Annotated in this window: 20 protein-coding genes; 6 read left to right on the top strand and 14 right to left on the bottom strand. The window is 72.0% G+C overall.

What is annotated here, in order from left to right; genetic code table 11:
• Positions 1-85 precede the first annotated feature (85 nt).
• Genes ACIOJD_RS07670 through ACIOJD_RS07680 form a run of 3 tightly spaced genes read right to left on the bottom strand, consistent with a single transcriptional unit; the run spans position 86 to position 3832 of the window.
• Positions 86-1717, bottom strand: coding sequence for a hypothetical protein (locus ACIOJD_RS07670; RefSeq protein WP_401909502.1), 1632 nt, complete (start codon positions 1715-1717; stop codon positions 86-88).
• A complete protein-coding gene (locus ACIOJD_RS07675) occupies positions 1717-2928 on the bottom strand; it encodes a hypothetical protein (protein ID WP_401909504.1) in 1212 nt (403 codons plus the stop codon). The genes ACIOJD_RS07670 and ACIOJD_RS07675 overlap by 1 nt, the downstream gene beginning before the upstream one ends.
• Entirely contained in the window at positions 2846-3832 is a 987-nt protein-coding gene (locus ACIOJD_RS07680; protein WP_401909507.1) for a phosphatase PAP2 family protein, read from the bottom strand. Before ACIOJD_RS07680 ends, ACIOJD_RS07675 begins: the two co-directional genes overlap by 83 nt.
• Positions 3833-4044: 212 nt before the next feature.
• Between ACIOJD_RS07680 and ACIOJD_RS07685 the strand changes: the two genes are divergently transcribed.
• Positions 4045-4641 (top strand): histidine phosphatase family protein, encoded by a 597-nt coding sequence (locus tag ACIOJD_RS07685; protein ID WP_401909509.1) that lies wholly within the window; start codon positions 4045-4047, stop codon positions 4639-4641.
• Positions 4642-4673: 32 nt separating this feature from the next.
• On the opposite strand, the gene ACIOJD_RS07690 is transcribed toward ACIOJD_RS07685, so the two are convergent.
• A complete protein-coding gene (locus tag ACIOJD_RS07690) occupies positions 4674-6101 on the bottom strand; it encodes a tetratricopeptide repeat protein (protein WP_401909511.1) in 1428 nt (475 codons plus the stop codon).
• 302 nt (positions 6102-6403) lie between these two features.
• On the opposite strand from ACIOJD_RS07690, the gene ACIOJD_RS07695 reads away from it, so the two are divergent.
• Entirely contained in the window at positions 6404-6844 is a 441-nt protein-coding gene (locus ACIOJD_RS07695) for a hypothetical protein (RefSeq protein ID WP_401909513.1), read from the top strand.
• Between the two features lie 76 nt (positions 6845-6920).
• Entirely contained in the window at positions 6921-7781 is an 861-nt protein-coding gene (locus ACIOJD_RS07700; protein WP_401909515.1) for a spermidine synthase, read from the top strand.
• An 88-nt stretch (positions 7782-7869) separates the two neighbouring features.
• Here ACIOJD_RS07700 and ACIOJD_RS07705 read toward each other — a convergent pair whose 3' ends face one another.
• Entirely contained in the window at positions 7870-8418 is a 549-nt protein-coding gene (locus ACIOJD_RS07705; protein ID WP_401909518.1) for a hypothetical protein, read from the bottom strand.
• 127 nt (positions 8419-8545) lie between these two features.
• Between ACIOJD_RS07705 and ACIOJD_RS07710 the strand changes: the two genes are divergently transcribed.
• Both ACIOJD_RS07710 and ACIOJD_RS07715 read left to right on the top strand, forming a co-directional pair.
• The gene (locus ACIOJD_RS07710; protein WP_401909521.1) at positions 8546-9268 is read left to right on the top strand and encodes a response regulator transcription factor; all 723 of its coding nucleotides are present in this window, start codon (positions 8546-8548) and stop codon (positions 9266-9268) included.
• Positions 9265-10683 (top strand): ATP-binding protein, encoded by a 1419-nt coding sequence (locus ACIOJD_RS07715; protein WP_401909524.1) that lies wholly within the window; start codon positions 9265-9267, stop codon positions 10681-10683. Before ACIOJD_RS07710 ends, ACIOJD_RS07715 begins: the two co-directional genes overlap by 4 nt.
• A gap of 302 nt (positions 10684-10985) precedes the next feature.
• Here the strand turns inward: ACIOJD_RS07715 and ACIOJD_RS07720 are convergent, their stop codons facing one another.
• The 4 genes from ACIOJD_RS07720 to ACIOJD_RS07735 all read right to left on the bottom strand — a co-directional run bounded on the left by ACIOJD_RS07720 (position 10986) and on the right by ACIOJD_RS07735 (position 15887).
• Positions 10986-12425 (bottom strand): glycoside hydrolase family 1 protein, encoded by a 1440-nt coding sequence (locus ACIOJD_RS07720; protein ID WP_401909527.1) that lies wholly within the window; start codon positions 12423-12425, stop codon positions 10986-10988.
• A gap of 175 nt (positions 12426-12600) precedes the next feature.
• Positions 12601-13518 (bottom strand): carbohydrate ABC transporter permease, encoded by a 918-nt coding sequence (locus ACIOJD_RS07725; protein WP_401909530.1) that lies wholly within the window; start codon positions 13516-13518, stop codon positions 12601-12603.
• Between the two features lie 9 nt (positions 13519-13527).
• Positions 13528-14553 (bottom strand): carbohydrate ABC transporter permease, encoded by a 1026-nt coding sequence (locus ACIOJD_RS07730; protein ID WP_401909532.1) that lies wholly within the window; start codon positions 14551-14553, stop codon positions 13528-13530.
• Between the two features lie 2 nt (positions 14554-14555).
• Positions 14556-15887: an ABC transporter substrate-binding protein gene (locus tag ACIOJD_RS07735; RefSeq protein WP_401909535.1), complete on the bottom strand. Its 1332-nt coding sequence runs from the start codon at positions 15885-15887 to the stop codon at positions 14556-14558.
• Between the two features lie 257 nt (positions 15888-16144).
• Between ACIOJD_RS07735 and ACIOJD_RS07740 the strand changes: the two genes are divergently transcribed.
• On the top strand, positions 16145-17215 hold the full coding sequence (locus ACIOJD_RS07740) for a LacI family DNA-binding transcriptional regulator (protein WP_401909537.1): 1071 nt from the start codon (positions 16145-16147) through the stop codon (positions 17213-17215).
• A 442-nt stretch (positions 17216-17657) separates the two neighbouring features.
• Here the strand turns inward: ACIOJD_RS07740 and ACIOJD_RS07745 are convergent, their stop codons facing one another.
• The 5 genes from ACIOJD_RS07745 to ACIOJD_RS07765 form a co-directional block, all read right to left on the bottom strand.
• Positions 17658-17831: a hypothetical protein gene (locus ACIOJD_RS07745; RefSeq protein ID WP_401909540.1), complete on the bottom strand. Its 174-nt coding sequence runs from the start codon at positions 17829-17831 to the stop codon at positions 17658-17660.
• Between the two features lie 45 nt (positions 17832-17876).
• Entirely contained in the window at positions 17877-18374 is a 498-nt protein-coding gene (locus tag ACIOJD_RS07750) for a hypothetical protein (protein WP_401909542.1), read from the bottom strand.
• Between the two features lie 118 nt (positions 18375-18492).
• Positions 18493-18714 carry a hypothetical protein gene (locus ACIOJD_RS07755; RefSeq protein WP_401909545.1) on the bottom strand — a complete coding sequence of 74 codons (222 nt, stop codon included), beginning with the start codon at positions 18712-18714 and terminating at the stop codon, positions 18493-18495.
• Positions 18711-19337 carry a hypothetical protein gene (locus ACIOJD_RS07760; RefSeq protein ID WP_401909547.1) on the bottom strand — a complete coding sequence of 209 codons (627 nt, stop codon included), beginning with the start codon at positions 19335-19337 and terminating at the stop codon, positions 18711-18713. The genes ACIOJD_RS07755 and ACIOJD_RS07760 overlap by 4 nt, the downstream gene beginning before the upstream one ends.
• Complete coding sequence (locus ACIOJD_RS07765) at positions 19334-19687, bottom strand: DUF6415 family natural product biosynthesis protein (RefSeq protein ID WP_401909550.1); 354 nt, start codon at positions 19685-19687, stop codon at positions 19334-19336. Before ACIOJD_RS07765 ends, ACIOJD_RS07760 begins: the two co-directional genes overlap by 4 nt.
• Positions 19688-19776: the final 89 nt, after the last annotated feature.

The raw sequence follows: 19776 nt of genomic DNA on the forward strand, positions 1-19776 counted from the left end.
AGAGGGTCGGGGGATCGGGGGATCGAGGGAGAGGGGCTGAGTCTTCTCGGGGGCGTGGCCGCAGGGGGCGACCGTCAGCCGCCGGTCACAGGAAGTCCTCCCCGGTCACCGGGTCCGGCGCCACACCCTGCGCGCCCTCCGTACCCTGAGCGCCCGCCGGACCCGGCGAGCCCTCCGCACCCGGCGGGCCGCCATGGGTCCACGGGGTCTCCTCCGGGTCCGGCAGCTTCGGACCGCCGCGCTGGTCGTGTTCGAACAGCGTCCAGGCGATCCGGTCGCCCTTGTCCGGTACGGACCCCGGCGCGGGCTCCTTGCCCCGCCCCATCCGGTCGGTCAGCCGCAGCACCGGCGAACCGTCCTCCTCGTACCCCACGAACTCCGCCGACTGCGGCTTGCCGTCCAGCGAGCGGTACACCTTCGTACGCTCGCCCAGATGCGGCCGGTCGTCCGTGCGGACGGTGACCAGCGGGCGGGGGCTCGGGCGCTTGCTCTCGCTGTACGCCATCACCACCTCCGTCACCTCGCTCACGAACGCCTCGCCGGACAGCCGCCGCCCCGCGAGCACCAGCGGGTCGTCCAGCGCCTCCTGCGCCTCCAGCTGCCCCTGGGCCGTCTCGCGCGAGGCGAGTTTCCGCGCGGCCGTCACCGCGTCGTCGCGCCGGGGCTGCGGCGGCTCCCCGGCCCGCACCCGGTCGCGGTGGCCGGTGAACGACCAGCGGTCACGCGTCCAGCGGTCGGTGACGCGCGGCCCCTCCGGCAGCTCGCGCAGCAGGTCGAGGCCGCGCCACACCGCGTCCCAGGTCGGCCGCATGACGTCCGCCAGCCGCTCGCGGATCTCCCGTTCGGCCGCTGTCAGCCGGGCCAGCTGCTCCTCCGCCTCGGGCCCGTCCTCGGCGGCGGCGAGCGCCTGGCGGGCCCGGTCGTACCCCTCGATGGCGGGCGCCAGCAGCCTGTTGTCGAACGCCGGGTCCGTCGCGGGACCGGCGGGCGGACACACCAACTGCCCGTCCCGATCCCGGTCCAGCTCCGCCCGGAGCGCCGCCTCGGCGCCGGTGAGGGTCCCGGGCGGATCGATCCAGCCGAGCAGCGCGCCGAGGTGCTGGTCCTCCAGACCGGACTGCCCGGTCGCCCAGTGCCGGTTCAGCAGATCGGTCGCCGCGAGCAGCAGCGAGGAGCCCGGCACCCGGGCCCGCTCGCCGTAGTGCGTGAGCCAGCGGCCGAGCAGCGGCACGCGCGGCGGCGCGGGATACGGCGTGTCCGGGTCGTCCTCGGCGGTGCGACGGAACCGCATCGACCGCCCCAGCAGCCGTACGAAGTCGACACCGGGCCGGCTCGGCACGATCAACTGCGGTGCTTCCGCGCACAGTTCGACCTCGACCTTGATCCGCTTCCCGGTCTCCGGATCGGTCTCGGCCCGCTCGGCGGGCTCGACCACGTCGGCGTACGCGTCGAGATACGGCAGAACGGTCTCGGCCAGCTCGGCGAGGAACGCGAACCGCAGATCACGGTCGCGCGGCTGCGCCACGGTCAGCAGCCGGGGCGCGTCCCGGTCCGTCCCGACGAGCGCGCCGAGCGGAGCACCGGCCTCGCCCGCGGTGGTCAGCGGTACGAGCACGAGCGGCCGCTCGGAGAGGCGCCGGTGCCGGACGGTGGCCAGCGGCCTGGCCCGGCCGCTCTCGACGGCCTCCAGCCGGGCGAGCGTATTGATCAGCGACATCAGACCGGACCTTCCGTGCGGTGCGTCATCCCCGTACCCATGGCCCCTGTGCCCGTCATTCCGGCCTCCGCCAGCGCCTGAGCCCGCAATGCCGCCGCCCTCCGCAGCGCCACGACCGTCGGGTCCCCCGGATCGCCCGACTCGCCGTGGGCCGCCGCCAGCACCGCCGTCACCGTGGTCAGAGCGCCCAGTTCACCCCGTACACCGCGGCCCAGCGTCTCCACCGCGTCCGCCGTGCGGGCGGCGGAGCGGCAGTGGAAGGCCAGTTCGCAGGCGGCCAGGCACTCGGGGGCGTAGGCGGCGGAGACCGACTCCACCGCTGCGGTCAGCTCCTCGCCCGAGCACCGGTCCACGTCGAAGGTGGTGCCCTCGGGCAGCGTGTCCGCGATCTCCTCGATCCGGGTCAGCCGGGTCAGCTGGCGGCGCGTCACCGACAGCTGCTTGCGCACGTCGACGACCGACGCGTCCGGCAGGTTGGAGAAGTCCTTGGGGCAGACCAGCAGGACGCGGTGGCTGACCTCGGCGCCCGCCGTACGGGCGGCGGTCCGCTCCAGCGCCAGGACGTACACCGCCGACTGCCGGGCCGCCGCGCCCACCTTCGCCGGGTCCGCCGAACCGTCCATCATCGGGAAGGACTTGATCTCGACCACCGTCCACCGCCCGTCGGGACGCACCACCACCGCGTCCGGCTCCAGATACGCGGGCGAGCCCGCCACCTCCAGGGCGAGCAGCGGATGGTCCAGCAGCGTCCAGGACCCGGCCTCCGTCGCCTCGCGCAGCGCCAGCGCCGTACGGGCCACGCGGCCCTCGGGGCCCGCCGCCGACAGGTCCGGTACGGAGACCTCGCCGGGCACCGGCGGCGGTGATCCGTCGCCGAGCCGGTCCGACAGCAGCCGCATCAGCTCCGTACCGCCGTCGGCCTTGACCTTCGCCTCGAACGCGTTGCCCCGCATGAACGCGAACTGGGACTGGCCGAACGGGGCGGGGGAGCCGAGCGCCGTCGCGAGCGCCGCCTTGTCGACCCCGGCGCCGTCCAGCAGGGCGCGCCGCCGGCAGCCGGGGTTGGCGGCGAGGGCGGCCAGCGCGCGGGCGTCGAGCGGCTGCGGCGCTACGGCCGGGCCGCGCAGCTCAGCGAGCCGTCGCCGGAGTGTCGTCTGCGGAGGTGGTGCCGGTGGTGCTGGTGCGGGTCCGCTGCCCAGGGAATCGCTCACCCGCCGAAGTCTCGCACCCACCGCTGACAATCGCGGGTGAACGGGTCCCGGGGGCGGTGGTCGAGGAGGTCGCCGACTCCGTCGACGGCGTGCGGGACGTGCCGAGGCGGGCCGTCGCCGCGGTCCGTATCCGGTCGGCGGCACGGGTCACCGGCCCGGTCAGCAGCGCACCGCCGACGACCACGCCGACGCCCGCGACCGCGTCCAGGAAGTAGTGGTTCGCGGTCCCCATCACCACCACGGTGATGACCAGCGGATAGATCACGCCCAGCCACTTCACCAGCGGCGTACGGGCGTGCCGCCACAGCAGCAGCCCGGACCACACGGCCCAGGCGACATGCAGGCTCGGCATCGCCGCGTACTGGTTGGTCAGCGCGCCCATGCCGCGCGGCGCGCTCGCGTCGGTGCCCCACCAGCCGTACGCGCTGTACTGCGCCATCGTGTCGACGAAGCCGTGACCGGCCTCCAGCAGCCGGGGCGGGCAGGTGGGCACGAGGACGAAGCCGACCAAACCGAGGAGGGTGACGAGCAACAGCCAGGTGCGGGCGGCCCGGAAGGCTTCGGGGCGGCGCAGGAAGAACCAGACCAGAACCGCCGGTGTGACGAGGTAGTGCAGCGAGGCGTAGAGGAAGTCGGCGGGTATGCCGATGGCCGGTGTGCTGGTGAAGAGCCGGTTGAGCGGGTGCTCCGCGTTGAGGAAGAGCGCCTTCTCCACACGGAGGATCGTCAGTCCGTTCTCGACGGCAGTCGACGTGCCGCCCTGGGCCATCAGACGGCACACCGAATACGCGGCATAGACCCCCAGGACCAGCATCAGCTCCGCCCACCAGCGGGAGCGGGGGCGCGGCTTCAGTGTCACGCCGGCGCTGGACGGCAACGGCAACGGCATCCGGGCGATCTCCATCGTCTGTTCATGCGGCTTTCCGCCGACGTTCAACCGTACGGTGCAGGCGATCGGGCGATTCGGCCGGGTGTGCCCCGGAAGCGCGTTCGACAACCTCACCCCTCAACGAACAGGGGGACGCCGATGTCCCCCTGGAGGTTGCCCTTCGTTCAGGTGCGTGATGATGGATGGGCACCAAACGGCACCGATGTGAACTTCCAGGGAGAGCCCCCATGGCACCGCGCATCCTGCTCGCCCGGCACGGCCAGACAGCCTGGTCGCTGTCCGGTCAGCACACCGGCAGGACGGACATCCCGCTGCTCGACGAGGGCCGCAGGGGCGCCAAGCTGCTGGGGGAGCGGCTGCACCGCGCGCCCTGGTCCGGTCTCGCGGACACCGAGATCCGCACCAGCCCGCTGGTCCGCGCGAGCGAGACCTGCGCGCTCGCGGGCTTCGCCGACCGGGCCGCGGAGTGGGACGCGCTGATGGAGTTCGACTACGGCGTGTACGAGGGCCTGACGCCGGAGCGGATCAAGGCCGACCGGCCCGACTGGTTCATCTGGCGCGACGGCGTCCCGGACGGCGAGAGCCTGGCGGAGGTCTCCGCCCGCGCGGACGAGGTCGTCGCCTGGGCGCGCTCCGCCGACCGGGACGTACTGGTCTTCGCCCACGGCCACATCCTGCGCACGATCGGCGCGCGCTGGCTGGGCGAGGACATCTCGTTCGCCGCCCGCATCCGGCTCGCGCCGACATCCGTGTCGGTGCTCGGCTGGGCGTACGGGCTCCCGACGATCGAGGTCTGGAACGACACGGCGCACCTGGAGGGCTGAGGACCCCGGTGCCGGGGCCCGCGGGACAGGCCCTACACCCGCGGATCCGTCGCGGCGTGGCGGTCCAGGAACGCGCCCACCGCCGGCAGCCGCCGCTGCGGCAGCAGGACCCGGACCGTCGCCGCGAGCCTCGTGTGGATCCGCGACGACTGGACCTGGTCCAGCAGATCGAGTGCCTGCTGGCCCGCCGCCGCCGCCTCGTCGGGCGAACCCGCGCGGGCCAGGTTGGTGGCCAACTCCGCGCGGTAGAGCGCGAGATTACGGGCGAAGTGCGGATCCTGGAGGATCGTCGCGCGGTACGCGTGCCGGGCCGCCCGGTGCCAGTCGCCCAGCGCCGAGTGGCACAGCGCCTCCTGCGCCTCCAGCTCCGGCTCGCCGAAGAAGGACATCCACTCGGGGTCGGCCTCCGAAGGCCCGTTCTCGAAGAAGCGGTGGGCCTGGGTCAGGGCCTGTTCGCAGCTCGTACGGTCGCCGAGCCTGGCCCAGCCGGCCGCCTCCCGCAGAGCGAGCAGCGACAGCAGCCGGGGCGAGGCCAGTTGCACCGCCGCGCGCAGACCCGCCTGCGCGGCGCGCACCGCCTCCCGGTACCGGCCCGAATCCCGCGCCAGGAACGAGGTGTTGGCGAAGGCGTGCGCCTCCACGGCCGGATCGTTCGCGACCCGGGCGGTCGCCAGCGCCTCCGCGTAGTGCGAGCGGGCGTCGTCGAAACGTCCGGAGTCATGGGCGAGCCAGCCCACCGAGATCGACAGTTCGCCCGCGCCCGAGTGCAGCCGGTCGACGGTGGACTGGCGGGTGGCCGTACCGGAGTCGAGCAGCGCGTACGCGGCCCGCAGCGGCTGGGCGGCCTGCCGGTACAGCCCGTCGGCGCCGTGCCGGTCGTCGAGCACCCGGATCCGCCGTACGGCCTCCTCGACCGCGCTCACCTCGGCCTCGCCGACCCGGCGCGGCCCGGGGACGGCCGCGGCAGGCGCGGAGCCGAGACCGAGGGAGGCTGCCACGAGGGTGACGGGGCCGCTTGTCATGAATGCGCGACGCAGCACATCGCTCTCCTTGCCGGTGTCGCTGTGGTTCTTCGTGCGGGGATCAGGGGGTGATGCGGGGTGGGACGTGGGGACCGTGGCCGGAGCCGGGACCGTGGCCGGCGTGGGTACCGGTGGGTCGTGCGGCGTGAACCGTGCCGCCCTGCCCCGTACTTGCTCACGTGGCAGGAAACCCAGGTCCTTCAAGGTCAGCCCGGGGAACATATGGAGGAAGACCCGTTCGTACGCGTAGTTGGGACAGCGGATCTCGCCTGCCTCCACCCGTCCGATATAACGTGCGTCGCAGGCGACTTGTTCGCCGATCTCCCGTGCGGCCCTGCGCACGGCGGCGGCGAACTCCCCCGGCGAACGCTGGGCGCGCAGCCGGCGGAAGACGTGATTGGGAACCGCGAGGCTGGGAACTGACCGAGACGACGCCATGGCCGAGCCCTCTCCTGGTACAGCCGTTCGTGCCGCCGGTCATCCGGTGCCCGTGGTGCCCAACTCCGGTTGTTCCGGCGAAGCAAGAACGTACCGGCTGTGACGGTGCATTTACGCAGGGTTTGCCTACAAACCGGATATCTCACCCACGATCTGCCATGAACTGCCATCCTTTGCGGCGGCGTGCCGCCGTAGCTGTTGACTCGGCACCGCGTTGAACCCTATGGAGACGCTCAACGCGTCTGCGCTCGGCGAGGAGGGGTCCCCTCGGAGGGTTTCCCTTGTTGGAGTCGGAGGTCGGTATGGAGATCAGCGGTAGCTCGCGGACGACTGCTCAACACCCGCCAGGTCAGGAGTTCAGCACGGCGCCCGGAGACGCCGGTGAACCCTGCGACCTGGTGACGGTTCCGGCCCGCCAGGGACTCGAGGCGGTGGACATCCTGCGGCGCGGTGTGACGCCCGCCGGTGCGGCGCCCGTGGTGGGTCCGGTGCTCCACGACGGCCCGTGCGACACCCTGGGTTTCCTGGTGCCACCGGGCACGGCGGCGGCCTGGGACATGCCGGGCAGCGCCTGTACGCAGACGAACGGCCGGGGCCTGCGGATTCCGGCGGAGCCGCCGGTGATCGGCTCGGGGTGGCTGCTGCCGCCGGAGAGCGCGGGAGCGGTGACGGATCCGGCGGTGCTGCGCAGAGCGCTGGGGGAGGCGGCGCGGCTGATCGAGGCGGCGGACCGCTGCCATTAGGGCCTGTCCGGCCGATCCTGCCGGCCCGGACGTACCCGCCCTCCGGCCGGTCCCGTGACCGGCCGATAATGGGTGGGTGGCAAAGAACAAGCGCCGGGCATCGAACACGGCCGTGACCGAGACCGTCGATCGCGGGGTCGCCGAACTCGTGCCCGACCGGGAGCGGGCCCGCGCCTGGACGCTGCTCGTCGACGGTGCGCCACAGTCGCATGTGGACCTCGACGATCCCGGGTACCTCTCCTTCGAGTACCAGCGCAGGCTCGGCCATGTCGCCGACCTCGTCGCCCCGGCGAACCAGCCCCTCCATGTAGTGCACCTCGGCGGCGGCGCCTTCACGCTCGCCCGTTATGTCGCCGCCACCCGGCCCCGTTCCACCCAGCAGATCGTCGAACTGGACGCCGCCCTCGTCCAGTTCGTACGGAAGTGGCTTCCGCTGGACCCCCACGCGCGGATACGCGTCCGCTCCACCGACGCGCGGGCCGGGCTCGGGAAAGTGCCGGACGGGTGGGCGGATCTGGTGATCGCCGATGTGTTCGGCGGGGCGCGCACTCCGGCGCATCTCACCAGCGCGGAGTTCCTCGGTGACGTACGCCGGGTGCTGAAGCCGGGCGGGGCTTATGCCGCCAACCTCGCCGACGGGCCTCCGCTCGGGCATCTGCGCGGCCAGATCGCCACCGCCGCCACCGTCTTCGCGCACCTCGCGCTCGCCGCCGACCCGACCGTGCTGCGCGGCCGGCGCTTCGGCAACGCCGTACTGCTCGCCTCGGACCGCGAGCTGCCCATCGCCGAGCTGACCCGCCGGATCGCGAGCGACCCGCACCCCGGGCGGGTGGAACACGGGCGCGCGCTGGCCGACTTCACCGGCGGAGCCGCCGCCGTCACCGACGTGAGTGCCAAGCCGTCACCGGCGCCCCCGGCCGGTGCGTTCAACACCTGACGGCCGGTGCGTTCAACACCTGACGGCGGGTGCGCTCCACACGTGACCGCGACCGGCTCGGCGTCCGACCGGCTCGGCGTCCGACCGCTCAGCGTTCGTCGAACTCCACCGTCGGCGGACGGCCGTTCCAGGTGCAGAACACCGAGACCTCCCGGCCCTCCTGGGTGAACGTCACCCGGATCCAGGACGGTTGCTTCCACACCTGCATCTGCCAGCCCGAGTCCGGCGTCGCCGAGACCAGCTCCGCCGAGGTCTCGCCGAGGTCGAAGACGACCCGGCCGCCTTCGACCGTATAGCCCTTGATCCGGCCCGTGTCGGACACGTCCGTGCCGGTGCCCGGGGCCGGTGGGGGCGCTTCGTCCGACGGCCGCGGCGACGGCCGGCGGGTCTCGCTCGGCTCCGCCGAAGGCGTGCGTGAGGGCGAACTCGGCTTCGCCGTAGGGCTCTCGGGCCGCCGGGTCGAGGAGGCGACGGGGTCGGGCCGCTGCTTCGTCGCGCTGTCCGTGGGGAGCCGGAGGGTGCGCGGCGGGTCGTAGGCCGTGCCCGCCATGACCGTCTGGACACCCCACCACGCCAGCGTGACCGCCGAGCCCGTGGCGAGCGACCAGGCCAGGCCATGTACGAGTCCTCTGCGCATCCGGGCCATAGTGCACCACTCACGCCCCACCTGTCCCGTGGATCCTGGTACCGCACCGGTCCCGAGGGACCGCTCCGGTCCTGGGGGACACCTGCCGCCCTCACCCGAATGGCGTACGGTGCCGCCCATGCCCAGTGTGCTCGTGGTCGAGGACGACCAGTTCGTACGCTCCGCCCTCATCAGGCATCTCACCGAGGCCTCCCACACCGTCCGGAGCGTCGGTACGGCCCTGGAGGCGCTGCGTGAGGTCGCCCATTTCCCGTTCGACGTGGTCATCCTCGATCTCGGTCTGCCCGATCTCGACGGGGCCGAGGCGCTGAAGATGCTGCGCGGGATCACCGACGTACCGGTGATCATCGCCACAGCGCGGGACGACGAGACGGAGATCGTCCGGCTGCTCAACGACGGCGCCGACGACTATCTCGTCAAGCCGTTCTCGGTGGAGCACCTGTCGGCCAGGATGGCGGCCGTACTGCGCCGTTCGCGCGCCACCACCGGCGAGGCCCCGCCCTCGCGGGTGATCCGCGTCGGCGGGCTCTCCATCGATCCGCTGCGCCGCCAGGCCGAACTGGACGGGACCCGGCTGGACCTGACCCGGCGGGAGTTCGACCTGCTGACCTTCCTGGCCGGGCGCCCCGGGGTTGTCGTACCGCGCAAGGAACTGCTCGCCGAGGTGTGGCAGCAGTCGTACGGGGACGACCAGACCATCGACGTCCACCTGTCCTGGCTGCGGCGCAAGCTCGGCGAGACGGCGGCCAAGCCGCGCTATCTGTACACCCTGCGCGGGGTCGGGGTGAAGCTGGAACCGCCGGTTCCGTCGCCGCCGCCCGCGCCGGAGCCACCCGTATGAGATGGGCCCTGGTCAAGGTCGCCCTGGCCGTCTCCGTGATGATCGTCGTGGCTTTCGCCGTACCCCTCGCGCTGGTCATCAAGGAGATCGCCAGGGACCGGGCCTTCACCAACGCCGAACGGCAGGCCGCGGCCATCGGTCCCACCCTCTCCATCACCACCGACCGTGACGAGCTGGAACGCGCGGTCGCCTCCACCGAGGCAGGTTCCGGCCGGCGGATGGCCGTGCACGTCCCGGCCGCCGACCAGCCGGACCGCCGGCCCCTGAAGATCGGCGAGAGCCGGGCCGCCGGCCCGGAGGTCGGGGACGTCCAGCGGCTCGGCCGCGCCGCCATGGCCGAGGTCGAGGGCGGCTCCGCGCTGCTCCAGCCGACCGCCCTCGGCTCCGGCCAGATCGCGGTCGTGGAGGTGTTCGTCCCCGAGAACGAGGTCTCCAACGGGGTCACCACCGCCTGGCTGGTGCTCTCCGGCTTGGGTATCGCGCTCATCGTCGGCTCGGTCGCCGTCGCGGACCGGCTCGGCGTACGGATGGTCGAACCCGCCCAGCGGCTCGCGGGCGCGGCGCACGCCCTGGGGGAGGGCAAGCTCGGCGCGCGGGTCCCCGAGGAGGGGCCCACCGAGCTGCGGTCCGCGGCGATCGCCTTCAACTCCATGGCCGACCAGGTCGTCCAACTGCTCGCCAACGAAAGGGAACTCGCCGCCGACCTCTCGCACCGGCTGCGCACCCCGCTCACCGTGCTGCGCCTCAACACCGCCTCGCTCGGCGAGGGCCCGGCCGCCGAGCAGACCAGGGCGGCGGTCGAGCAGCTGGAACGCGAGGTCGACACGATCATCCGCACCGCCCGCGAGGCCAAACCGCAGACCGCGGCGGCCGGGCCCGCCGGAGGCTGTGACGTGTCGGAGGTCGTCCGGGAGCGGATGGACTTCTGGTCCGCGCTGGCCGAGGACGAGGACCGTACGGTACGGGTCGCCGGCATCGGCCGGCCGGTCCGCATCCCGGTCGTCAGGGCCGAACTGACCGCCGCGCTCGACGCGTTGCTCGGCAACGTCTTCCGCCACACCCCGGAGGGCACGGCCTTCTCGGTCGATGTGCACAACAGCGAGGACGCCGTGATCGTCCTGGTCTCGGACGCGGGCGCCGGGATCGCCGATCCGAAGGCCGCGCTCGCACGCGGCAACAGCGGGGGCCGCGAGGGCTCGACGGGCCTGGGCCTCGACATCGTGCGCAGGGTCGCCGAGTCGACGGGCGGAGACGTACGGATCGGCCGCTCGGTGCTCGGCGGCACCGAGGTACGGATCTGGATCGGGCTCGACGGGTGGCGCTCCCCGGACGAGCCGCGCGGCCACCGGCTGCGCCGGCGAAGGCGCGGAACGCCGGGCCGGGGACCCGCCGGCCGCAAGGGCGCGGAAGCCTGAGCGGGTGAGCCCGATCGCGTGAGCCCCGATCGCGTGACTCCGAGCGCGGGGGCGGGTTTTCAGCCGTGAGGGGCTGATCTCGACGCACGATCATTAATCCGTTCCCATGCGTTCCTTAAGCGCGCCCTAAGAACACCAACCCCCGCCCCGAACAGGCCATTTGTCCGTATCGGGACCGCTAGCGTGGTGTCACACGGGCTGCCCCACCAGCCCCTCCCGTGCGCCCCGGCCGGTCCAAACCCCCCACTCGGCCGGGGCGCGCGAACGTCCGGTCGGTCCCGCGAAGATCCGCCGGACAGGACCTAACCGATGGGCACCTCGGGAAGCACCCCCGTAGCGGCCAGTCGGGAGTACCACCGGGCGCTCGATTTCGGCGTACGGCGCTGGGTCTCGTAGTCCACATGGACCGCGCCGAAGCGCTTGCCGTAGCCGTACGCCCACTCGAAATTGTCGAGCAGCGACCAGAGGAAGTAGCCGCGCACATCGGCCCCTTCGGTCATCGCGCGCCGCACCGCCGAGATGTGTCCGTGCAGGTAGTGGATCCGGTCGGGGTCGTGGACCGTACCGTCGGCGGCCGGTTTGTCGACGTACGCGGCCCCGTTCTCGGTGACCATCAGGGGCACCCCCGGCGCCTCGCGCGTGTAGCGCAGGAGCAGTTCGTACAGCCCGGTCGGATCCACCGACCAGCCCATCTCGGTGAGTTCGCCGGGGGCCTGGTGGAAGACCACCGACTCGGCGCCCGGCCAGGGGGAGTGGACGCTCGCCCCGTGACCGCCGTGGCTCTCGCCGCCCTCCTGGCCGCCGCCCTGGTGACCACTGTCCTGGTGGCCGGCCGCCGAGACCACCGTCGGCTGGTAGTAGTTGATGCCCAGCGAGTCCAGCGGCTGCCGGATCGCGGCCAGGTCACCGTCCTGGACGAAGGACCAGTCGGTGAGCCGCGCGGTGTCCGTGAACAGGTCCTCCGGATACGCGCCCTTCAGCATCGGCCCGGAGAAGACCCGGTTGGCCAGCGCGTCGATACGGCGTCGCGCGTCCAGGTCCTCCGGCGAACGCGTCAGCGGCCGTACGGCGGCCGGATTGAGGCTCACCGAGACCTTGCCGCGCGCCGGGAGCACGGAGCGCAGCGCCTGCGCGGCCAGGCCGTGGCCGAGGTTGAGATGGTGCGCGGAGCGCAGCGCGGCCACCGGATCCGTACGGCCCGGTGCGTGCACCCCGGAGGCGTACCCCAGGAACGCGCTGCACCAGGGCTCGTTGAGGGTCGTCCAGCGCGTCACCCGGTCGCCCAGCGCCTCGCCGACGATGCGCGCGTACTCGGCGAAGCGGCCGGCCGTCTCCCGCTCGGGCCAGCCGCCCGCGGACTCCAGCTCCTGCGGGAGGTCCCAGTGGTAAAGGGTGAGGACGGGCTCGATGCCGTAGGCGAGCAGGTCGTCGACGAGCCCCCGGTAGAAGTCGAGGCCGCGCTGGACGGCGGGGCCGCGGCCGGTCGGCTGGACGCGCGGCCAGGAGACCGAGAAGCGGTACGCGTTCACCCCGAGGTCGGCCATCATCCGGACGTCCTCGGCCCGGCGGTGGAAGTGATCGACGGCGATGTCGCCGGTGTCGCCGTTCTCGGTCTTGCCGGGGGTATGGCTGAAGGTGTCCCAGATGGAGGGCGTACGGCCGTTCTCCCGTGGGGCGCCCTCGATCTGGTACGCGGCGGTGGCGGTGCCCCACAGGAAGCCGGGCGGAAAGGTGACGGACATGGTTGCAGCTCCCATTGACCGTAGGGATGGGGGGTGTGGTGGTACGGGGGGCGTGCGGCCGGCGGCTCTCGGCCGAGGCCGGGCCGGCTCGGCGGCCGTCGGCCGGGCTCGGATTTCAGCCGCTCCAGCCGGTGTTCGGGCGGGGCCGCGGACCGGAGCCGAGCCGGACCGGGCCTCAGCCCTTGACCGCGCCCTGCATGATCCCGCCGACGATGTGCCTGCCGAAGAGCACGAAGGCGAGCAGCAGCGGCAGCGTGCCCAGCAGCGCGCCGGCCATGATCACCGACTGGTCGGGGATATAGCCGCGCCCGAGCCCGGTCAGCGCCACCTGCACGGTGGGGCTGCCGTTCTGGGTGAGCGCGATGATCGGCCAGAAGAAGTCGTTCCAGGCCATCACGAACGTCAGCATCCCCAGCACGGCCATCGCGGGCCGCGCGGCGGGGAAGACCACGTGCCGGACGACCCGCCAGCTGCTCGCGCCGTCCACCCGGGCCGCCTCGATCAGCTCGGTGGGCAGCGCCCCGCTCAGGTACTGCCGCATGAAGAACACCCCGAAGGCGCTGACCAGGGTGGGCAGGATGACGGACTGGAGCTGGTCGGTCCAGGACAGCTCGGCGACGAGCATGTACAGCGGTACGACGCTGAGCTGGGGCGGCACCATCATCGTGCCGATCACCAGCAGCAGGAGCGCGTTCTGGAAGCGGAACCGCAGCTTGGCGAAGGCGAAGCCGGCCAGCGTCGAGAAGATCACCGTCCCCGCGGCGATCGACCCGGCGACGATCGTCGTATTGAGCAGGGCGGTGCCCATGTTGGCGTCGGTCCAGGCGATTTCGAGGTTCTTGAAGAGATTCCCGCCGAACCAGAACGGCGGCGGAGTCTGGGCGAGCCGGGTGTTGTTGCGGGACGCCGCGATCGCCGTCCATACGAGCGGGAACAGCGAGCCGACCGTGAAGAGGATCAGCACGGCGTAGGTGAGCCGTCCGGCGTGCAGCTGCCGGCCCGCGCCCCGCTTCCCCTTCCCGGATCTCGGGGGCGGCGGTTCCGCCGGCGCCGCGGTCCGTGGTTTCGCGAGTGTCCGCGAAGTCGTCGACATGGTTCTCCTCTACGAGCTCTTGCGCAGACGACGGGAGACGAGCCAGTTCACCGCGCCGATCACCAGCAGGAGCAGGAACATCGTCCAGGCGATCGCCGAGGCCCGGCCGAGGTGCAGATTCACCCAGCCCTGCTCGTACAGATAGAGCCCGAGCGTCTGGAACTGGTGGTCCGCGCCGCCGTTCGCGCCCGCCGCCCCGTTGAACAGCAGCGGTTCACCGAACAGCTGGGTCGCGCCGATCGTCGAGACCACGACGGTGAACAGGATCGTCGGCCGCAGCGAGGGCACGGTCACATGGAGGAACTGCCGCCACCGCGAGGCCCCGTCCAGCGCCGCCGACTCGTACAGGTCGTCGGGGATCGCCTGCATCGCCGCCAGATAGATCAGCGCGTTGTAGCCCGTCCAGCGCCAGATGACGATCGTGGAGACCGCGAACTGCGAGGTCCAGGCGCCGTTCTGCCAGTCGACCGGGTCGATTCCGACCGCCCCGAGCGCCCAGTTGACCATTCCGTAGTCGCGCCCGAAGAGAAGGACGAACACCAGCGTCGCGGCGGCCACCGAGGTGGCGTACGGGGTGAGGACGGCGACCCGGAAGAACATCGAGCCGCGCAGACGGTAGTTGAGCATGTGCGCGATGCCCAGCGCCATCACCAGCTGTGGCACGGTCGAGAGCACCCCGATGGTGAAGGTGTTCCGTAACGCGTTCCAGAAGAACTCGTCACTCATCAGCCGGGTGAAGTTGCGCAGGCCCACCCACTCCATGTCGCTGGGCGCCGTCAGCTCCACCCGGTGGAGCGAGGCCCAGCCGGTGTAGAGGAGCGGGAAGAGGCCGAAGGCCAGGAAGAAGACGAAGAACGGGGCGACGAAGGCGTACGGGCTCCACCGCACATCACGCCGGTACCAGCGGCTGCGCCGCGCGCGACGCCGCTCCAGCTTCGGGTCCGTGGCCGTGTTCCCGGCAGGGGTGCGGGGATACGGGGCCGGGGCCGCGCCCTCCTCCTCGGAGGGCGCGGCGGCGGGTGCGTCACTGGCCATGGTCACTGGTCCAGCGCGTTGTCGATCGCCTTCACGGCGGCGTCCCAGCCCTTCTCGGACGAGACGCCCTTCTGGTCGACCTGGAGCATGCCGACATCGGCCAGGTTCTGCGCGATGACACCGTCCTTCGCGCCGAGGATCTGGACCGGTACGCCGTCGGCGGCCTTGCTGAAGATGTCACCGATGGGTGCGTTGTTGAAGTAGGCGGCCTTGGCGTCGGACACCTTGGGCAGCGCGTACGCGGCCTGGGCACTGGGGAAGCTGCCCTGCTTGTCGAAGAGCGTGGCCAACTGCTCGGGAGCGGTCAGCCAGGCGACGAGCTTCGCCGCCTCCTCCTTGTTCTTCCCGGCCTCGGGCACCGTGAGGAAGGAACCGCCCCAGTTGCCGGGCTTGGGCGCGGCGGCCACGTCCCACTTGTTCTCGGCCGCTGCGCCGGCCTTCCCCTTGATGTAGCCGAGCATCCAGGGCGGGCAGGAGATCGTGGCGAAGGCGTTGTTCGAGAACCCCTGGGTCCAGGCGGGGGTGAACTGCTGGAGCTTGGCGCTCAGCCCCTCCTTCGCGAAGGAGGCGGCGGTGTCCCACGACTTCCGCACGGCCGGGTTGGTCTTGTAGACGACCTTGCCGTCCTCGTCGTAGAAACGCTTCTCGGTCGTGCCGTTCATGGCGTTCAGCACGCCACCCGCCGAGTCCACGAAGGCCGCGCCCTTGGGGCCCTTGGCCTTGAACTGCTTGCCGATGTCCAGGTACTTCTGCCAGTCGCCCGCCCACAGCTTGCCGACCTCATCACGGTCGGTGGGCAGACCGGCCTGGGCGAACAGGTCCTTCCGGTAACAGATGGCCTCGGGGCCGACATCGGTGCCGAGCCCGATGGTCTTGCCGGCCTTGCTGGTGCCCTGAGTCCACGTCGTCGCCAGGAAGTTGTCCTTCTTGACGCCGTCCACCTTCCCGAGGTCCATCAGCTTGTCGGCCTGGGTCTCGGCGATTTCGGCGATGTTGTTGATCTCGACGGCCTGGATGTCGGCGAGTCCGCTGCCGGTGCCCAGATGGGTGAGCAGCGGCGGGTAGTAGTTCTCGTTGCGCTCGATCGAGGTCTGCTCGATGGCGATGTCCGGGTGGAGCTTCATGTACTGGTCGTAGAGGCCGGCCTCCTTGAGGCCGAAGACCCCGAAGACCCCCACGGTGATCTTGGTCTTCCCCTTGCCGCCACCGCCGTTCGAAGCACCGCCCGAGGGCTCGTCGCTGTCCTGGGCACAGCCGGACAGAATGCCGGCACCGAGCGCGGCGACGACCGCGAGGGCCATCACTCGGCGGGACGAGTGAATACGTGTACGCATGACGTCCTCCTAGTGCACCGACGAGTACCGGCCTCCGGCCAACCGCTGGGTGCCGCCCTGTGGTTGGGAGGGGGCCCGGCATGGTCGGGAAACGTACGGGGCATGTATGGGTCCGATACGGTGGGAGCGCTCCCATGTGTGATGTGTTGAAGGGTCGCGGGTCCCTGTAGGGGTGTCAAGGGACCTGGCGGCGACAGATGAGTCGGTTATCTGTTTGTTGGTTTACGCCGGGCGGGCCCCGGGCCGGGGAGGCAGACATGGGGTCTCGGGGATCACGTCCACGCGGCGGGAAGCTGCCCACACTCGAAGAGGTGGCGGCCCGCGCCGGGGTCGGCCGGGGCACGGCCTCCCGGGTGATCAACGGCTCACCACGGGTGAGCGCGCCGACCAGGGCGGCGGTCGAGGCGGCCGTCGCCGAACTGGGCTACGTGCCGAACCGCGCGGCCCGCGCCCTCGCGGCCAACCGCGCCGACGTGATCGCCCTGGTCGTACCCGAACCCGAGGCACGCTTCTTCGCCGAACCGTACTTCTCGGACATCGTCCGAGGCATCGGCGCGGCCCTCTCCGACAGCGGAATGCAACTGCTGCTCACCTTCGCGGGCGGCGCCCGCGAGCGCCGCCGCCTGGCCCAGTACCTGGCCGCCCACCGCGCCGACGGGGCCCTGCTCGTCTCGGTCCGCGCCGACGACCCGCTGCCGGAGCTGCTGACCCGGCTCGGCATCCCCACGGTCATCAGCGGCCCCCGCTCGGCGTCCGAACCACTGCCCGCGGTCGACTCCGACAACACGGAGGGCGCCCGCACCGCCGTAGCCCACCTCCTCTCACGCGGCCGCCGCAACATCGCGACGATCACCGGCCGCCTGGAGGTGTACGGCGCGGCCTGCCGCCTCGACGGCTACCGCCAGGCCCTCGCCGAAGCCGGCCATGCCCCGGACGAACGGCTGACGGCCGTGGCCGACTTCACGGAGGAGGGCGGCCGCCGCGCCATGAGCGAACTCCTGTCCCGCCGCCCCGACCTGGACGCGGTCTTCGCGGCCTCCGACGTCATGGCCGCCGGCGCCCGCCAGACCCTCCGCGCGGCGGGCCGCCGCATCCCGGACGACGTGGCGCTGACCGGCTTCGACGACTCGGCGATCGCCCGCCACATGGACCCGCCGCTGACGAGCGTGCGCCAGCCGATCGAGGAGATGGGGCGGGCGATGACACGGGTGGTGCTGTCGGAGATCGCGGGGCGGTCGGCGGTGCCGGTGGCGGTGGCGGGGTCGGGGAAAAGGGTGCCGCGGCAGATCGTGCTGCCGACGGAACTGGTGGTGCGGGCCTCGTCCTGAGCGGTGTCGCCTCCCGGCGGGGGGCCGTGGTCGGGGGTGCGGGTGCGGTGTGTGGTGGGTGCGGGTGCCGGGGCCTCCGGAGGCGCATGTCCGGACTGCATGATTTACGGCGCGTGCGGGTTTGTTTCTCGGGTGCGGGCCGGGTGTGCGCCACAAATCACGCTCTACGTCCGGACACGTCACCTCCTGCGGCCCCGCCCCCCTCCCGCCCGGTGGCCCGTCTGCCGCCCGGTGGGGAGCCTCCGTACGCCCGCCCACTCGGTGGGGAGCGAGGGGCCAGGTCGCTGCCCCTGCCCGCCGGTGGGTGGGGAACCCGCCACCGACCACCGCCGGGCCGTGGACGATCGTGTGCGCGTCGTCCGCCGGGCGCAGAACCTGGCACAGGGGCGCGTCCCTCGTGCAGCCAGGATCGATCGGGGAAGGCAATCGGCCGGGGCAGTGATCAGCGGCCGGCGGTGTACGGGGTCCGGGTCGCCGGGTCGATGACGATGACGAACGGGTCGCCGTAACGCCTCTTCGACCAGCCCCGGCGCGGCTTGGGCAGCGGCGCTGCGGACTTTGCCGCCCGGTATCGGTTCACCAGGTCCTCGTACCGCGGATCGATCCATTCGCTCATGTCAGCCTCGTTTCTCTCCGTGGGGGGAACGGAGCCAGAGCATCGTCAGTTCGGGCCGGTGTTGGAGCAGTCGCCGGTGCACGATCCCTCGGGACCGGGCGGGGAGTGCTCGCAGCCGGCCGCGACGGGGATGCTGGTGTCGCTCGGGCCGACCCACATCGCGGGCCGGGGGATGAAGCCGGCGGCGGTGATGGCGGCCTGAGTGCGGGTCAGGGCTTCCGGATCGTGGCGGCCGGTGTCGGGTGCCTCGGGGACGTGGTGCACGAACAGGCCGAGGCGGGTGGCCGGCTTGGCCTTGACGCGGGTGTGGAGGATCAGGGCGTGCCAGCCCTCGTCAACCACGCGGGAGGGCTTGAGCCGGGCGTTCGGGTGCGCCGCGCGGGCGGCTTCGAATTTCAGCGCTTCCAGAGCGATCTCCTCGGCGACGCCCCACGTCATACCGGGGTTGTTGAGCTGGACGGTCGCAGTGACCGCGGCGAGTTCGTCGGGGGGTAACAGGTCGCGGGCGTCCCGAGTGACGGGCGCCTCGGTGGTGGTACTCACAGTGGTGCTTCCCTGTGTTGGATGGGTGGTGGAACCCTCGTCGGCCGGAGTCCTGCCAGGGATGTGCCGGCCGGGCGGTAGCACCAGCCCGTCGCTGGACGACAGCGACGAACGGGGGTCAGCGGCGCGGTTCCACGAGTACGAGTCCGAGGCTGTCGGCGGGGTGTTCGGCCAGGGGCAGGAGGCGGCGGGTGGTGCGGCATGGCGGGCAGGCGCGCAGGGTCCGCCCGGGGCCGCTCGCAGAGTGGACGACGCCGACGACGATGAGCGTGTCGTGGGCGTGCCCGCAGTAGTCGCACAGGGGTACTGGGGCCGGTGCGGCGGCCGGGACGCTGTTCACCGGCGGGCCGCCCGTTCCGCTTTGCGCAGCCGGGTGCCGACGGCGCAGGTGGAGGGTGAAGCGGTGGTGGCCGTGGCGCACGCGGTGCACTCCTCGGCGTGCTCCAGGACAGCGACATACGCCGTCGAGTGAACCCCGCCGGTGGCGCCTTCGTATCGCTCGCGTCCGACGCGCAGCAGTTCGTTCACGGCGGCCGGAAGGCACAGCCGATCGATCCGCGCGACGGGGACGGCCCAGTACGGATCAACCGGGGCGGGCGCCGTACGGTCCACTCTCGGGATGCCGAGCCACCCGCCCCTGCCACGAGCCGCAGCGACCGGGGACCGCCATACTTCGCACGTCCCGGGCGGCACCAGGGCGTAGTACCACCGGCCGGGGTGGCAGACCACGGGGCCGTCGAGGACCTCGGCCAGTGCGCCGCCTACGACGTCCGGAACGGTGCTCCAGACGGCGGCGTGCACCAACTCCATGGGCATGCGGACGGCGTCGTAGATGATCCCGGTCCGCAGGATGGCCGGGCGTCCGGCCGCCCAGTCCTTCTCGGCGATGTCGGGGTGGCGGGTGGTGGACGTCAGCCATTGCGAGATGGCGGTGGCCTCAGTCCGGCGGCCGGTGTGTGTCATGGTCGGCTCCTTGGGGTGCAAGGAGCGCGGTGCAGACAGAGGAGGCGGACCGTTCGAGCGAGGGCGCGCATGTGGACCCAGGCTGTGAGCGGTTCCGACTCCGCATCCTTGGCCGTCAGGTCTTCGGCGTCGCGCAAGGCTCGGTTCACGATCAGGCCGCGGGCGTCGGCCGGTGTCTTCCGGATGAGTGACACCAGGAGGTCCAGGTGTGCTTGTAACCGGTCTGTCCGGTCCATGATCACGGTCATCGACAGTGGGCCCTGGTAGGGGGCCAGCGCCTGATCACAGTCCACGTTGATGGCGCGGGTGTCGACGCGGGACGAATCGTCGGGGCTTGGTCGGGGCTTCATCGCAGCATGCACCGCTTGTCCTTTGCGGGCCCGGGGCGGGCTCGTACTCGGCTGATGAGTGGGCAGGACGAAGTTGGCCGACAGGCAGT

The organism is Streptomyces sp. NPDC088116 (genome assembly GCF_044741745.1).
GTDB lineage: Bacteria > Actinomycetota > Actinomycetes > Streptomycetales > Streptomycetaceae > Streptomyces.